Consider the following 14,732-nt stretch of genomic DNA (forward strand, 5'->3'; position numbering starts at 1 on the left):
CTCTGAAATCTCCTTCTGGTCAGTTCAGCGCAGTAATTCGCATGGTGTTGCCCTGGAGCCAGGCCTGAGCCGGCTTGCCGCGCAGGGCCGCGTCGATATCGTCGGCTGTCTGGTAAAAGCCATCGATTGCAAGCAGTTCGGCTTCGATCTTCTGACAATAGATGCGTGCGCTCGTGTGACCGTTCACGCCCGCCATGGCGCGGCCGCGCAGCGCGCCGTAGATGTGAATGGAGCCGCCGGCGACGACCTCGGCGCCGGAGCCGACCGAGCCGAGAATGGTGACGTCGCCTTCGGGGAAGATCACAGTCTGGCCCGACCGAACGGGGCTTTCGAGCAGCAAGGAGGTCGGCTTGGTCTCGACCTTCGCCTCAACCTTCTTGGGAGCGCTCGGTTCGATGACGCAGCTCCGCCCGCCCGAAAGCAGCGGCGGCATCATGGGGGTCAGCCGGCCCTCCTCCACGCCCTCGATCCCGAGCACGCGGATGTTGCGGTCCTGAAGGCTGGTGAGCAGATGGCCGATGCCGGACTGGCTGAGATCGACCGAGGACAGGTCGATCACCACGGGGCGGCCGGCAAAGAAGCCCGGCGAGCGCGCGATGGTGGTGTCGATCTCCTGCAGCCAGTCCTGGATGGGAACCGTCGGCACGAACACGAAGGCCACATAGGAGCGCCCGCGCAGGCGAACCATTTGGCGTTGAGGTTTTACTGCAGCCTCCATAGCGGCCGACTCGTTCCCTGTTATTGAATGGTTAACGATGCCGCCGATATGGTTAATGGCCGGTTAATTTCTCCGTGGGGTTACGTGCCCGTCCCAACTGTCATCGCCCGCGAAAGCGGGCGATCCAGTACTCCGAGACGGTTGTGGGTTAATCGACAGGCCGCGGCGTACTGGATGCCCCGCTTTCGCGGGGCACGACACCGGTGTGTGGGGCGGCGCGACGGCTCTTCGCCCCCTACTTCTTCACCTTGCTCGCGTCCATCTTGATGGCGGGGTCGAGCATCTTGGTCGTGAACGCCGTCGTGACGTCGAACGGCTTCTCCATGCCGAGATAGGTCTGGACCAGCTCGTAGTCCTTCTTCATGCGCTCGCCGTCGATCCAGCCGAGCGCCTTCGTCGTCGTGAATTCGTCCGTCATCAGGAACTTGATGCGCTCCCACTGGCGCTCCTGGTTCTCCTTGTCGAGACCGGAGACCTGATCGAGCAACGCCTTCAGGCAGGGCGCGGCGTCGGCGACGCAAGTCGCGAACGCCTTTTGCGTGACGCGCACGAACTCCTCGACCAGCTTGGGATTCTTCTGCAGATAGCCGCCGTTGACGATCAGCGAATTGCCGTAAGGATTGAGCCCGATGTCCTTCCAGTTGACGTAGCCGAGATCGCTTCCGAATTCGATCACCTTCAAATCGTGCTCGTTGTAGAAGTCGCTGATGATGTCGACGGTATGGCTCTTGAGCGCGGCGATCTTCGCCGTCGGCCCGACATTGACGAAGCCGACGGAGTCGGGTGCAAGCCCTGCAGCCTTGGCGAAAGCCGGCCACATCACGCGCGAGGCGTCCCCGGGCGGATTGCCGATCTTGTGGCCGGCAAAATCCTTCACCCCGTTCACGCCGTAGCTCTTGAGCCAGTAGAAGGTCTGGCCGGTGTTGGCGTAGACGCTCATTACGGCAACAGCGTCAGCGCCCTTGCTCTTCGCCACCAGCATGGTGGCGAGATCGGCGACGCCGAAGGGCGAGCCACCGGAGCCGACCTTTGCGGCGGAGACGCCGGAGCCCTTGCCGACCTCGATGGTCAGATCGATGCCCGCCTTCTCGTACCAGCCTTGCGCCTTGGCGTAATAATAGGGCGAGTGATCGGCCGTCGGCGCCCAGTTCAGGATCAGATTGACCGCTTCGCCCGCGGTCGCGGGCACGACTGGTGATCCGAGCATCAGGGCCACAGCCAGGGCCGAGCCCGCCGCCTGCAAACGCTTCATCGCATCTCTCCTCGTTGCCCGCGACCCGGCTTGTCGCTCTCCCCCTGTGAGGATACCAATGCAACAAGGCCGCCCTCAACTTGTCAACTGTTTGGTTGGAAATGCCCGCAAAACGTTCAGGCGACACCGTGCCGCAGCGGCGCGACCCGGTCGCCACACGCAAGAAGCTGCTCACCGCGGCGCGCGAGGAGTTCGCCCGGCACGGCTTTGCCGGCGCCCGCGTCGACGAGATCGCGGAGCGCGCCGGCGTCAACAAGCAGCTCGTCTACCATTATTTCGGCGACAAGGACGCGCTCTATCTCGCCGTGCTCGAATGGGTTTACGCCGATATCCGCGAGCAGGAACGCCAGCTCAATCTCGAAGGCCTGCCGCCGGAAAAGGCGATCCGGAAACTGATCGAAGCCTCGTTCGATTATCTGGCGACGAACCCCGATTTCATCGTGCTTCTGAACGACGAGAACCGCGGCGGTGCCCGCCACGTCCGCGGCTCGACGCGGCTGGAGGCGATGCATTCACCGCTGGTGAAGAGCGTGTCCCACATCCTTCACGAGGGCGTCCGCGCCGGCATGTTCCGCAAGGGAATCGACCCGATCCAGCTCTATATCTCCATCGCGGGCCTCAGCTATTTTTATCTCTCCAACACACCGACGCTCTCGGCGATCTTCGGCAAGGACCTGTCGAGCCGGGCCGCGCGCCGCGCCCGCCGTCGGCACGTCGCCGATCTCGTGCTGCATTCGCTCCGGCCGTAATCAACCAACTGGTTGAAACTTCCCTCGATGCCGGTTAGGCTTGCGACCAGCGGCAAGGTGGCCGCTGGCAACAGGGAGCAACTGGTGGCAGGAGACGGCGCCCGCAATACGCGCAGCTTTGCGATCGTCCTGATCGTGCACCTCGCCGTGCTCGTGCTCTGGCAGGTCCTGGTCGATGCCTTCCACGTGCCGAAGTTCATCCTGCCCTCGCCGCTCGCGACAATCCAGACGCTGGGAACCGCGAGCTACGCCTGGGGCGCCAATACGCTGGTGACGGCGATCGAGATCCTCGGCGGCTTTGCGCTCGGCGCATTCGTCGGCGTGGCGCTGGCCGTCATCTTCAGCTGGGCGCCGCTGATCAGCCTCGTGCTGCTGCCGCTGTTCGTGACGCTGAACATGATCCCGAAGGTCGCGCTCGGCCCGCTCCTCATCGTCTGGTTCTCCTACGGCATCGTGCCGAACATCCTGATCGCCTTCAGCATCTGCTTCTTCCCGATCCTGCTCACCACCGCGCGGGGCTTGCGCGAGGTCGAGCCGGATCTGCTCGACCTGGTCAAATCGCTGCGCGGCTCGCGCTGGACGCTGTTCCGCAAGATCCAGCTGCCGGGATCGCTGCCTTACATCTTCTCCGGCATGAAAGTCGGCGCCATCCTCGCGGTCGCCGGCGCCATCGTCGGCGAGTTCATCGCCTCCGAGCGCGGGCTCGGCTACCTCATGATCCAGGTGCAGTCATCGCTCGACACGCCCGCGATGGTGATGGCCGTCGTGCTGCTGACGCTGCTCGGCGTCGCGCTTTACGGCTTCGTGCTCGCCCTCGAACGCATATTCGTGGTCGGTGACGCAACACCGACCTGAAACGTCAAAGCCAAGACCAGGGACCACAACCATGCTCCTGACCCGCCAGACACTGCCGAAGACCATCCCTGATATCGCTGCGCTCGACGATCTCCTGTGCCGGCCGACCCAGGCATTGATCGACGACCTCGCCAGGGTCGAGGGCGACATCATGATCCTTGGCGTCGCCGGCAAGATGGGGCCGACGCTGGCGGGGCTTGCCAAAGCCGCAGCGCCCGATCGCCGCGTCATTGGCGTCGCCCGCTTCAGCGACGCCGGCGTCAAGGACTGGCTGCACGGGCGTGGCGTCGAGACCATCAATTGCGACCTGATGGACGAGACCGCGATTCAGACGCTGCCGAAGGCGCCCAATATCGTCTTCATGGCCGGCCGCAAATTCGGCGCGGAGGGCGATCTGTCGCTGACCTGGGCGATGAATGCGCACGTGCCGGCGCTGGTCGCGCAGGCCTTCCCCTCGTCGCGGATCGTGGCGTTCTCGACCGGCTGCATCTATCCCTTCGTCCCCGTCGACGGCAAAGGCTCGCGCGAGGACATGGCGCCGAACCCGCCCGGCGAATACGCCCAATCCTGCGTCGGCCGCGAGCGCATGTTCGAGTTTTTTTCGCGCAAATTCGGAACGCCCGGGCGGCTGTTCCGCCTCAATTACGCGATCGACATGCGCTATGGCGTGCTCCACGACATCGCATCGAAGGTGCTCACGGGCACGCCGATCGACGTCAGCATCGGTCATGTCAATTTCATCTGGCAGGGCGATGCCTCGTCCCAGGCGCTGCGCTGTCTCGCGCATTGCACGACGCCGACCTCGCCGATCAATGTCAGCGGCCACGAGATCTTGGCGGTACGCGACCTCGCAGCACGATTCGGCGCCAGGTTCGGCCGCGCGCCGGTGCTGACAGGAAACGAACAGCCGACGGCGTGGCTGACGGACACGTCCAAGGCCGTCGAGCTGTTCGGCCTGCCGGTCGTCGACACCGAGCAGCTGATCGCCTGGACCGCGGATTGGGTGTCCCGCGCCATGCCGAGCCTCGGCAAGCCCACCAAATACGAGGTGCGCGATGGACGCTACTGACGAGCCGGCCATCATCAAGCTCGGCGTCGACGATGCGATCGCCGGGCTCGTGCTGTCGACGGAAGCACGCTGGAACCAGACCGAGGAGGACTGGCGCATCTTCCTGCACGATGGAATCGTGTTCGGCATCCGTGACGGCAGACGGCTGGTGGCAACCGCGGCCCTGCTGCCCTACTCCAGCAAAAATGCCTGGATCAGCATGGTGCTGGTATCAGGCACCCATCGCCGCCGCGGCCTTGCAACGCGCCTCGTCGATGCCTGCCTGGAAACCGCCCGCAGGAACGGCCTGACGAGCTGGCTCGACGCAACGCCGGATGGTGCTGCCGTCTATGGGCCGCTCGGGTTCACGCCGACCCTGCAATTGCGCCGCCTCAAACTGGTGAAACCCGCGTCAACGTCCGGGCAGGCACCTTCATCCGCGACGCTCGACGCGCTCCGCATGCGTGACCGGCGCGCCACTGGTTTCGGTCGAACCGCCCTGCTCTCCAACTTCGCTCGGCGTCCCGGCTCACGCATCGTCTCCGCGAACGGAGCCATCGCGCTGGTTCGCGACGGACGCACCGCGCGCCATATCGGCCCGCTATTTGCCGACAACACGGCAGCAGCGCTGACCCTGGTGGATGCCATCGCACGATCGGAAACCGGGCCGCTGCTGCTCGACGCCGTCGCGTCGCAAGCCGCGTTCCCTGACGGATTGACCGCGTCGGGCTGGAGCATCGAACGGCCGTTCCAGCGCATGCGGTTCGGACCCGCCATAGCCACGGGTGAGGACATGCCATTCGCCGTCGCCGGCCCTGAATTCGGATAGGACATCATGCACCACAGCCAGATCAACAGCGAGATCCGCAAGCTGATCGCCGACGGCACCGTGCTGCCGGCGCATCCCCTCGCGCTCACCGCCGAACGCCAGCTCGACAAACAGCATCAGCGGGCGCTGACGCGCTATTACGTCGACGCCGGCTCCGGCGGCGTTGCGGTCGGCGTGCACACCACGCAGTTTGCGATCCGCGATGTCGGCCTCTATCGTCCCGTGCTGGAGCTCGCTGCCGAGACGGCGGCGGACTGGACCAAGCGTCCGCTGGCGCTGGTCGCGGGCCTTGCCGGCCCGACCCAGCAGGCCACCGCTGAAGCCCTCACCGCGCGCGACATCGGCTACCACGCAGGGCTCCTCAGTCTCGCTGCGATGAAGAGCGCGTCCGAAGACGAAATCATCGCGCATTGCACAGCGGTCGCGGCCGAGATTCCGCTGGTCGGCTTCTATCTTCAGCCGGCAGTCGGCGGCGTGGTCCTGTCGAGCCGGTTCTGGCAGCGCTTTGCCGCGATCGACAATGTCATCGCGATCAAGATCGCGCCGTTCAACCGCTACAGGACCCTTGATGTTCTGCGCGGCGTCGCGGCGGCTGGCGCGCTCGACCGCGTTGCGCTCTATACCGGCAATGACGACCACATCCTGCTCGATTTGATGCTGCCGTTCGACCTCCGCGACAACGGCATCACCACGCGGACCTACTTCAAGGGGGGTCTGCTCGGCCATTGGTCGGTCTGGACGGCGAGCGCGATCAAGCAATTCGAGCGCTGCAAGGCGGCACGGCACAAGGACAGCGTCCCGGCCGATTTGCTCGCGCTCGATGCCCGCGTCACCGATTGCAACAGCGCGTTCTTCGACGTCGCCAACGATTTTCACGGTTGCATCGCCGGCTGCCATGAGGTGCTGCGACGGCAGGGCCTGATGCAGGGCTTGTGGTGCCTCGATCCGAACGAGGGCATGAGTCCCGGCCAGAAGGACGAGATCGACCGCGTCACTCGCGAGCATTCAGATCTCAGCGACGACGCCTTCGTGGCCGCAAACTTGAACAAATGGCTGGCATGAGCTCAAACCCCTTCATCAGCCTGCAAGGCGTCCGCAAGGTCTATCGTAGCGGCGGCGCCGAATTCCTGGCGGTGTCCGACGTCACCATGGACGTGCAGGAGGGTGAGCTTGTCTCGCTGGTCGGCCCGTCCGGCTGCGGCAAGACCACAGTGATGAAGATCTTGGCCGGCCTGCACGGCGCCGACGGCGGCACGGTGAAGATCGGCAATGCCAAAAGCCCGTTCGATCCGACCCGCGACATCGGCATGGTATTCCAGCAGGCGCTGCTGCTGAAATGGCGGACGATCCTGGACAATGTGTTGCTGCCGGCGGAGATCGTCGGCCTTCCCATGAGGGCCGCGCGCGAACGGGCGCGCGATCTGCTCAATCTGGTGGGTCTTGCCGGCTACGAGCAGAAATATCCGCGAGAGCTGTCCGGCGGCATGCAGCAGCGTACCGCGATCGCGCGCGCCTTCATTCACGACCCGAAACTGATCCTGATGGACGAGCCGTTCGGCGCGCTGGACGCGCTGACGCGCGAGCAGATGAATCTGGAGATGCTGCGGATCTGGCGCGAGAGCGGCAAGACCATCATCTTCATCACGCACTCGATTCAGGAAGCCGTGTTCCTGTCCTCGCACTGCGCCGTGCTGACCGCCGGCCCGGCAAAGATGGCCGATTATTTTCCGATCGACCTGCCCTTCCCGCGGGCTCTGCCGCTCAAGACGACGGACGCGTTCGGCGCCTATGCAAGGCGCATTTACGAGAAGCTGGGTCTGGGCGCGGCTTAATTCACCGCACGATAGATGCTGTAGGGTGGGCAAAGCGAAGCGTGCCCACCATGGCGAGTCATGCAAGCAGTGGTGGGCACGGCGCAAGTGCGCCTTTGCCCACCCTACGGGAGTTTGCGCGATCAGGTCTTGTTGCGCATCTTGCCGAGCAGATAATTATCGTAAAAATTCTCCGCGATCTGCGTGTAGAACAGCAGCTCCTTCATATAGGCGTCGTGGCTTTCCTTGGTGCGCTTGAACAGGTCGCTCTTGGTGGCGAGCTCGTTCAGATGCTCCTGGGTCGCGGCGTAGCAGGCCTCCAGCACCGGCTGCGGAAACGCCTTCAGCTCCGCGCCATTGGCGATCAGCCGCTTCAGCGCCGCCGGATTCACGCTGTCGTATTTCTCGAGCATCCAGGCGCCCGCAGCCGACGCGGCCTGGTTGACGATCGCCTGGTACTGCTTCGGCAGCGACGCCCACTTCTCGTCGTTGACGATCATGTGCAGCATGGCGCCGCCTTCCCACCAGCCGGGGAAGTAGTAGTATTTTGCGACCTTCTGGAAGCCGAGCTTTTCGTCGTCATAGGGTCCGACGAATTCGACCGCGTCGATCGTGCCCTTTTCCAGCGCCGGATAAATGTCGCCGCCCGCGATCTGTTGCGGGACCACGCCGAGCCGCGCCAGCACATGACCGCCCATGCCGGCGATGCGGAATTTGAGACCCTTGAGATCGTCGACCGTCTTGATCTCCTTGCGGAACCAGCCGCCCATCTGGGTGCCGGAATTGCCGCAGAGGATGGCGTGCGCCTTGAATGGCTTCAGCGCCTCGTTGGTGAGGTCGGCGCCGCCGCCGAAATGCCACCAGGACTCCTGATGACGATGGTTCATGCCGAACGGCGCACCGGTCGCGTAGGCCAGCGCCGGCTCCTTGCCGATGTAGAAATAGAGCGGGGTCTGAGCCATGTCGACAGAGGCTGTGCTGACGGCATCGAGCGCCTGCAGGCCCGGGACGAGCTCGCCGGCCGCAAAGGTCTGGATCTGGAATTTGTTATCGGTGGCGTCGGCAACATATTTCGCAAAGGTCTGCGCAGTGCCGTAGATGGTGTCCAGCGATTTCGGGAAGCTGGAGGTCAGGCGCCACTTGATCTCGGGCGCGCCTTGCGCGATCGCAGGTGCAGCAACCAGCGTCGTCGCGCCGGCCACGGCGCCGCCCTTGAGGAACGTACGGCGTTTCATGATGGTCTCTCCCTGAACTATGTTTCAACGTCTCGGCTTGAGCGCGATCTTCGCGAGCTATTGCCGTTCCTATAGCGGAGTTCAAGTTGTGAGCGGTAGCCCGGATGGAGCGCAGCGCAATCCCGGGATCCCCCAAGTATCTACCGCGTCACTCTCAGAGCAGCTTGGCGCTCACGAACAGCGCGCGCACGGCGTTGGTCGCCTGCACCACGAGCATGGCGTTCTCGGCGGCGCCTTCGAGCGCTGCGACCGCGTCTTCATGCAGCGAGCGGAATTCCATCCACTCGACCGATTTGAAGTTGGTGAGGAATTGATAGGCCTGGCCGACGGTCGCAATCGCCAGCGTGTCGCCGTTCAGTTTGATCTTGAACGTCGTGCGCAGCGGGGTCTCGGAACTTTGCGGATCACTCACTTTGCGGATCACTCATGGGCTGCTTCTGCACGATGACGGCTTAACGAAGGGAAAACGGCAGCCCCGCCGTGGCAGGCAAATATCAGGAGCAGATATCAGGACTCGGTGCTCGCGCGCTGCGAGGCGGTCGCCGATGGGCTCAACTTCGGCACCACGACCAGACGGTTGAACTCACCGTTATCGTAGGCCTTCATAAAACGATCGTAGTCCTTGATCGACACGCAGCCGTTGGAGTCGCCACGGGGCCCGAGCATGTAATTGTGGGTGAGCAGGCCGACGCGGCCGAGCGCGCTGGTGCCCTCGGTGGGAGTCAAGCGCAGTGCGCGGACGCCGTGAAACAGTTTTTCGCGGGGCTTCAGGTCGTAGGTCGCGGGCGGGGTCGCGCCAACCATGCGCTGGTCGACGTGCTCCGGGTCGTCCATCAGCGCGCCCATCCCGGAATGCGCTTCCAGCGCGAGGCCGCTCGGCAGGTAAAGCGCCTTGGCCGAGATGTCGTAGACCGCGGTGCGCGAATCGTAACCGAGCGCGGCGAGATCCGGCGCCTTGCCGAACAGGCCGCTGTCGGGCGTCAGCGAGGCCAGCTTGATCTTGTCGGTGAATTTTTCGAAGAAGTTGCGGTTGTCGACCCTGGGGTTGGTCTCGGCATAAGCCTGGCTCGAGGCGATCTGGGCGGAGATGTCGGCCTGGGGCGGGCGCGAGCGCGGCATCGGGATGGCGTCAGCACGCTGCGATTGTCTCGTCTCCTCGGACATATGCCGGTCGTCGTCGGTCAGGGTCGAGCGCCAGTCGTCGCCCTGGAGCTTCTGCGCAAGCATCGCCTTGGCATCGCGCAATTTGAGCTGGACTGCGCTCACCGCGGAGCGCTCCAGCGCCCGCAGGCCAAGCTCGCGGGCGGGCGGATTGCCAGATGCCGAAGCGAAACGATCATCGAACGAAGGGGCATTGGCCGGCGGCAGTGCGGCGGTGACCAGCGAGGCCGAACCGCCGATATCCGCGACCCAGGCGGCAGCGCCCAGTGCCAGCGCGACGGCGGCCAGAGACAGCAATATCGTCTCGGCTCGCCCAATACGGCGGCGCGACAATAGCCTCTCGGCTTGTGCCCGGTCGGAAACCATCAGCTCCCCAAAATCGACCCCCGGGGGACCCACCCCCACCCGGAGACTCTATACCAGCTACCACATTGGGAGCCAAAAGTTAGGCATAATCGGGGCCGGCGGGCGTCTGGCAAGGCTCCGGCAAGCCATTCCGGGGTATCCCAAGGTATCTTATGACCGATCCGTTCGATCTAGAACGCTTTGTCCGGGCCCAGGACCCGGTCTATGGCGACGTTCAGGGGGAGCTGACCCGGGGCCGAAAGCAGAGCCACTGGATGTGGTTCGTCTTCCCGCAGGTCGCCGGCCTCGGCTTCAGCGCCATGTCGCAGCGCTACGCCATCGCCTCCCGCGCGGAGGCCAAGGCCTATCTCGCCCACCCCATCCTCGGTCCGCGCCTGATCGAATGCACCCGCCTCGTGCTTGCCGTCGAAGGCCGGACCATCAACGCGATCCTCGGCGCGCCCGATGATGCCAAATTCCGCTCGTCGATGACGCTGTTCGACGCGGTGTCCGACGAACCCGTTTTCGACCAGGCGCTCGCCCGGTATTTTTCGGGCAAGCGCGATCAGGCAACGCTCGATATCCTCGCGGTCCTCGACCGACAGCCCAAGTGACCGCGGCCACCAGCGTAAACCCGGGATTAACATCGCCTGCCTATTGTCCGTGCAAATTATTTCCCGCGCCAGTTGCCGGACAGACTCATGAAAATCGGTACGCTCCTGACCACCGCGATCGTCTCGCTCTCGACCGTGGGCGGCGGCCTCGCCGTCTACGTCGCCGTAACGAAATACCAGACGATGGAGCGAATCACCGAAGCCCAGGGGCGGCTGGCGATCGTCCGCGCCGTCAGCGACATCCCGCGCTACCTCAATCCCGAGCGCGGCTTTTCCACCAACATCCTCTATGGCCCTCCCGCCGTCGACCCGGCGCTGCTGGCCGAACAGGACAAGCTGCGCAAGCAGACCGATGCCGCCCGCGACAGGATGAACGCGCTGCGCAAGGACCTGCCGGGCCCGTTCGACGACGGCAACACCACCGGCGGCAACATCGACGCCATCAATTCGAAATTCACGTCGCTGCGCGAGGCCATCGACAAGGCGATGTCGGGCCCGCCTGAGGCGCGCAAGGACGCCGCCAAGAAGATCGTCGCCGACAACGCCGTGCTCAACGCCAGCGTGACTGCGCTGCTCAACGAGCAGGTCCGCCGCATGGCGATCCTCAACGGCGACGCCTACCGGCAGGCCAGCTACGCCAACATCGCGATGACGTTGCGCGACGTCGGCGGCTTCAACTCCAGCCTGCACAAGAACCTCGTCGGGGGCAAGAAACCAGCGACCGATACCGAGAAGGCCGAGATCAGCCGCTCGCAGGGCCGCAACGATCAGATCGTGATGTCGCTGCTGGAGCTGCGCGGCAATCCCGCAACGCCGGCGAACATCGCCGCCGCACTGGAGAAATTCAACGCGATCTACATCGAAGAGTTCGGCCGCGAGCTCAAGCTGGTGAAGGAGGGTGCGGTCAGCGGCAAGTACGAACACGACATGGACACCTATTACACCGCCACGCAGCGCGGCCTCGGCACCATCATCGAGGTCCGCGACGCCTTCTACGACAACGCCGAGCACATTCTCGCCGGTGCCTCCACTGCGGCCCACACCAGCTTCACCATCGCTCTCGCGGGCCTTCTCGCCGTGCTGATCGCCAGCGCCGGCCTCATCGTCACGGTCCGCCGCCGCGTCTGCGCCCCGATCGTCAATCTGACAACGCGGATGTCGCGGCTTGCCGACGGCGAGGTCGCGGAAGAGATTCCCGGCGCCGAACGTTCCGACGAAATCGGCGCGATGGCCGCGGCCGTCCGGGTCTTCAAGGACAACATGATCCGGGCCGACAGCCTCGCGGCGGAGAAGCAGGCCGAGAACGACGGCAAGATGCGCCGCGCACAGGCGCTCGACGGGATCACCCGCGCGTTCGAAGCCAAGGTCACCGAGCTCGTCGGCGGACTGTCGCGCGCGTCCTCCACCATGGAAAGCACGGCGCAGTCGATGACCTCGACGGCAGCCCAGACCAACAGCCAGGCCGCGGTCGTCGCCGCCGCCTCACAGCAGACATCGAGCAACGTGCAGACTGTTGCGAGCGCCACCGAAGAGCTGACCTCTTCGATCTCGGAGATCGGCCGTCAAGTGGCCCAATCCACCGAGATCGCCGCCCGCGCCGTCGACAACGCCCGCCGCACCGGCGACACCGCCCGTGCGCTGGCCGAGGGCGCGCAGAAGATCGGCGACGTCGTCACGCTGATCCAGAGCATCGCCGAGCAGACCAATTTGCTGGCGCTCAACGCGACCATCGAGGCTGCCCGCGCCGGCGACGCCGGCCGCGGCTTTGCGGTGGTTGCTGCCGAGGTGAAATCGCTTGCGGGCCAGACCGCCAAGGCCACCACCGAAATCTCCGAGCAAATTTCAGCGATCCAGGCCGCGAGCGACGAGACCGTGACCGCGATCCGCAACGTCGCCGACGTCATCGGCGAAATCGACCAGATCGGCACCGCGATCGCGGCCGCGATCGAGGAACAGGGCTCGGCGACCAAGGAGATCGCCCGCAGCGTCCAGGAGGCCGCGCGCGGCACCCAGGAGGTCAACACCAACATATCAGGCGTGCAGCGCGCCGCTGACGATACCGGCACGGCCGCAAGAGAGGTGCTGGGCGCAGCCGAACAACTCTCGACCCAGTCGCGCGATCTCGCCGGACAGTTCGACCGCTTCCTCGGCGAGGTCAGGTCGGCGTAAGCGCGGCGCGCAGCTTCGTAGCCCGGATGGAGCGCAGCGTAATCCGGGAATCGTGCCGCAAACTACGTCGGCCGCGGATTGCGCTGCGTTCCATCCGGGCTACGGGACCGTCAATAAGGCGGCGCCTTGCGCGCCCGCTGCGCCTTGGCGGCCTCGATCCACCACGCGAGATCGTCGGCGAAGCGCGGGAACGAGCGTTCGAGCGCCTTGCCGCCCTCGCCGATCGGCTCGCCCGCCTCCGATAGCGTCTGTGCGATCGGGCCGACGCCGATGGTGCTCGACACCACCACCATGCCCATCTCCGACAGCGTGCCGTGCCAGGCGGTCGAGGCACGCGCGCCGGACAGGCGGCCGGCCGAGTAGCTCACGATCGCGGCCGGACGCCAGAACCACTCCTCGAGGAAGTGGTCGGTGAGATTTTTCAGGCCCGGCTGGATGCCCCAATTGTACTCGCCGGTGACGAAGACAAAGCCATCGGCGCCGCGGATCTCTCCGGCCAGCTTCTCCAGCGCCTCAGGGGCGGAGCCCTTGGGATATTCCTTGTACATACGATCGAGCATCGGCAGGCCGATCGCCTTGGCGTCGATGAACACGACGTCGTCGCCGCGACCGCGCAGGCGATCGACGACGAAATTCGCAAGGCGTATGCCCATGCGGTCGGAACGGTAGGAACCGTAGAGGACGAGGATGCGATTGCTCATGGCCGGTAGTATAGCACGGATCAGCAGGCCGGCCTCAACGTTTTGACGCGCTAGGTTCGCCGTCCGTGCTCGAGCGTTTGCGACGGTGTCTCGCCGAACTGGTCGCGATAGCTTCTGGAGAAGTCACCGAGATGCCAGAAGCCGAACGCCAGCGCGACGGCCTTGACGCTGTCGGCACCGGCGAGCAGCCGCTGGCGCACCAGCCACAGCCGCCGCAGGCGCAAGTAGCGGTGCAGGCTCATGCCGCGATAGCGGCGGACGACGTCGTGCATGGTGCGAACGGACAAGCCGAGCGTGCGCGCGATCTCGTCGCTGTAGATGGGCTGCGAGAGGTCGTCGGAAAGCAGCGCGCGGATGTCCTGAAAGACCTTGAATTTCCGCTCGTCATTGGGGCGCAGGGTCCATCGCGCAGGAACGATGCTTTCGAAAATTGCGTCCACAGCGCCGAGCAAGGTCTCCCTCATGGCGGCAGCCTTCAGCGGCACGTCGGGTGCATCGACCGGCTCCGAAGCGGCTGCCAGCACCTCCCGAACCACACCGCGGAGCCGGTTCAAGCCCGCGGCGGTCGTTTCGAAGATGTTGAAGCAGAGGGCTGCTTGTGGCCAGCCGCGATCCGTCACCTCCGGCCTGAACACCACCGAGCCGATTTGCCGCGGCACTTCCTCGATGGTGGTGTAAGCCGCGCCGCCGCTGCCGATGACGATGACGGGTCGTGTGCGCTGCGTGCCGTTGAATCGAACCGGCACGTCCAAATCGTCCATCGTGAATCCGATCGCGGTACAATTCTCGACGAGCTGTGCGTCGACGACCCGCGGAAATGCCCGCGTCAAATTCACGTCGCAGCCGGGCAGCGACAGAATGGTCTGCTCGGCCGAAATCCTCCGTACGAAAGGCGTGAACTCGAAGTTCAGGCCTCGTATGGCACTTCGAAATTCATCGACGTCGGTGAAACGAAATACCTTCGGCGCTAGCGTGGGCGCATCATCAGTTCTGTTCATGGCAAATGTGAAACTTCGCGTCGCAACACACGCGCCTCCGGCGACGATGCCGGCCCAACTTCCCCGTTCCGGTGTCCCTTAAGTCTGAAAGAATCACTTCGAACTATGTTGACCAGTTGGCGAGCGTCGAAGTCCAAGGACAAGCCGGCGCATCAAATCTCGCCAATTTTCGATAGCGTTTCCCGTGTGGCCAGCGGTGCACATATACCTAGACGAGCAAAATCCAAATTTCAAATTAACGTTTGTC

Annotated in this window: 15 protein-coding genes; 8 read left to right on the forward strand and 7 right to left on the reverse strand. The window is 64.5% G+C overall.

All coding sequences use genetic code 11. The annotated features are described in order from the left end of the window. Nucleotides 1–19: 19 nt before the first annotated feature. Both minC and ABIB90_RS11305 read right to left on the reverse strand, forming a co-directional pair. Nucleotides 20–718: a septum site-determining protein MinC gene (gene minC / locus ABIB90_RS11300; RefSeq protein WP_007591741.1), complete on the reverse strand. Its 699-nt coding sequence runs from the start codon at nt 716–718 to the stop codon at nt 20–22. 235 nt (nt 719–953) lie between these two features. After that, complete coding sequence (locus ABIB90_RS11305; RefSeq protein ID WP_354167437.1) at nt 954–1,970, reverse strand: ABC transporter substrate-binding protein; 1,017 nt, start codon at nt 1,968–1,970, stop codon at nt 954–956. A 101-nt stretch (nt 1,971–2,071) separates the two neighbouring features. Between ABIB90_RS11305 and ABIB90_RS11310 the strand changes: the two genes are divergently transcribed. From ABIB90_RS11310 to ABIB90_RS11335, 6 genes are all read left to right on the forward strand, one after another. After that, on the forward strand, nt 2,072–2,719 hold the full coding sequence (locus ABIB90_RS11310; protein WP_007591743.1) for a TetR/AcrR family transcriptional regulator: 648 nt from the start codon (nt 2,072–2,074) through the stop codon (nt 2,717–2,719). Between the two features lie 84 nt (nt 2,720–2,803). Further along, the gene (locus ABIB90_RS11315; protein ID WP_035994923.1) at nt 2,804–3,574 is read left to right on the forward strand and encodes an ABC transporter permease; all 771 of its coding nucleotides are present in this window, start codon (nt 2,804–2,806) and stop codon (nt 3,572–3,574) included. A gap of 31 nt (nt 3,575–3,605) precedes the next feature. Beyond that, nucleotides 3,606–4,643, forward strand: coding sequence for an NAD-dependent epimerase/dehydratase family protein (locus tag ABIB90_RS11320; RefSeq protein WP_007591746.1), 1,038 nt, complete (start codon nt 3,606–3,608; stop codon nt 4,641–4,643). Beyond that, nucleotides 4,630–5,451 (forward strand): GNAT family N-acetyltransferase, encoded by an 822-nt coding sequence (locus ABIB90_RS11325; RefSeq protein ID WP_354167432.1) that lies wholly within the window; start codon nt 4,630–4,632, stop codon nt 5,449–5,451. The genes ABIB90_RS11320 and ABIB90_RS11325 overlap by 14 nt, the downstream gene beginning before the upstream one ends. Before the next feature lie 6 nt (nt 5,452–5,457). Then, entirely contained in the window at nt 5,458–6,513 is a 1,056-nt protein-coding gene (locus ABIB90_RS11330) for a dihydrodipicolinate synthase family protein (protein ID WP_354167429.1), read from the forward strand. Beyond that, the gene (locus ABIB90_RS11335; RefSeq protein WP_354167426.1) at nt 6,501–7,283 is read left to right on the forward strand and encodes an ABC transporter ATP-binding protein; all 783 of its coding nucleotides are present in this window, start codon (nt 6,501–6,503) and stop codon (nt 7,281–7,283) included. Before ABIB90_RS11330 ends, ABIB90_RS11335 begins: the two co-directional genes overlap by 13 nt. Nucleotides 7,284–7,405: 122 nt before the next feature. On the opposite strand, the gene ABIB90_RS11340 is transcribed toward ABIB90_RS11335, so the two are convergent. The 3 genes from ABIB90_RS11340 to ABIB90_RS11350 all read right to left on the reverse strand — a co-directional run bounded on the left by ABIB90_RS11340 (nt 7,406) and on the right by ABIB90_RS11350 (nt 9,955). Then, nucleotides 7,406–8,497: a TRAP transporter substrate-binding protein gene (locus ABIB90_RS11340; protein WP_354167423.1), complete on the reverse strand. Its 1,092-nt coding sequence runs from the start codon at nt 8,495–8,497 to the stop codon at nt 7,406–7,408. 154 nt (nt 8,498–8,651) lie between these two features. After that, nucleotides 8,652–8,909 carry a hypothetical protein gene (locus tag ABIB90_RS11345; protein ID WP_007609546.1) on the reverse strand — a complete coding sequence of 86 codons (258 nt, stop codon included), beginning with the start codon at nt 8,907–8,909 and terminating at the stop codon, nt 8,652–8,654. Nucleotides 8,910–9,004: 95 nt separating this feature from the next. After that, nucleotides 9,005–9,955 (reverse strand): DUF2778 domain-containing protein, encoded by a 951-nt coding sequence (locus tag ABIB90_RS11350; RefSeq protein WP_354167419.1) that lies wholly within the window; start codon nt 9,953–9,955, stop codon nt 9,005–9,007. A 221-nt stretch (nt 9,956–10,176) separates the two neighbouring features. On the opposite strand from ABIB90_RS11350, the gene ABIB90_RS11355 reads away from it, so the two are divergent. Then, nucleotides 10,177–10,617 (forward strand): DUF1810 domain-containing protein, encoded by a 441-nt coding sequence (locus ABIB90_RS11355; RefSeq protein ID WP_007591762.1) that lies wholly within the window; start codon nt 10,177–10,179, stop codon nt 10,615–10,617. Nucleotides 10,618–10,704: 87 nt separating this feature from the next. Further along, a complete protein-coding gene (locus tag ABIB90_RS11360) occupies nt 10,705–12,786 on the forward strand; it encodes a methyl-accepting chemotaxis protein (protein ID WP_354167416.1) in 2,082 nt (693 codons plus the stop codon). A 110-nt stretch (nt 12,787–12,896) separates the two neighbouring features. On the opposite strand, the gene ABIB90_RS11365 is transcribed toward ABIB90_RS11360, so the two are convergent. After that, on the reverse strand, nt 12,897–13,487 hold the full coding sequence (locus tag ABIB90_RS11365; RefSeq protein WP_354167413.1) for an NADPH-dependent FMN reductase: 591 nt from the start codon (nt 13,485–13,487) through the stop codon (nt 12,897–12,899). 50 nt (nt 13,488–13,537) lie between these two features. Then, entirely contained in the window at nt 13,538–14,485 is a 948-nt protein-coding gene (locus tag ABIB90_RS11370; protein ID WP_354167410.1) for an AraC family transcriptional regulator, read from the reverse strand. Nucleotides 14,486–14,732: the final 247 nt, after the last annotated feature.

This window comes from Bradyrhizobium sp. JR4.1 (assembly GCF_040548605.1).
Lineage (GTDB): Bacteria > Pseudomonadota > Alphaproteobacteria > Rhizobiales > Xanthobacteraceae > Bradyrhizobium > Bradyrhizobium canariense.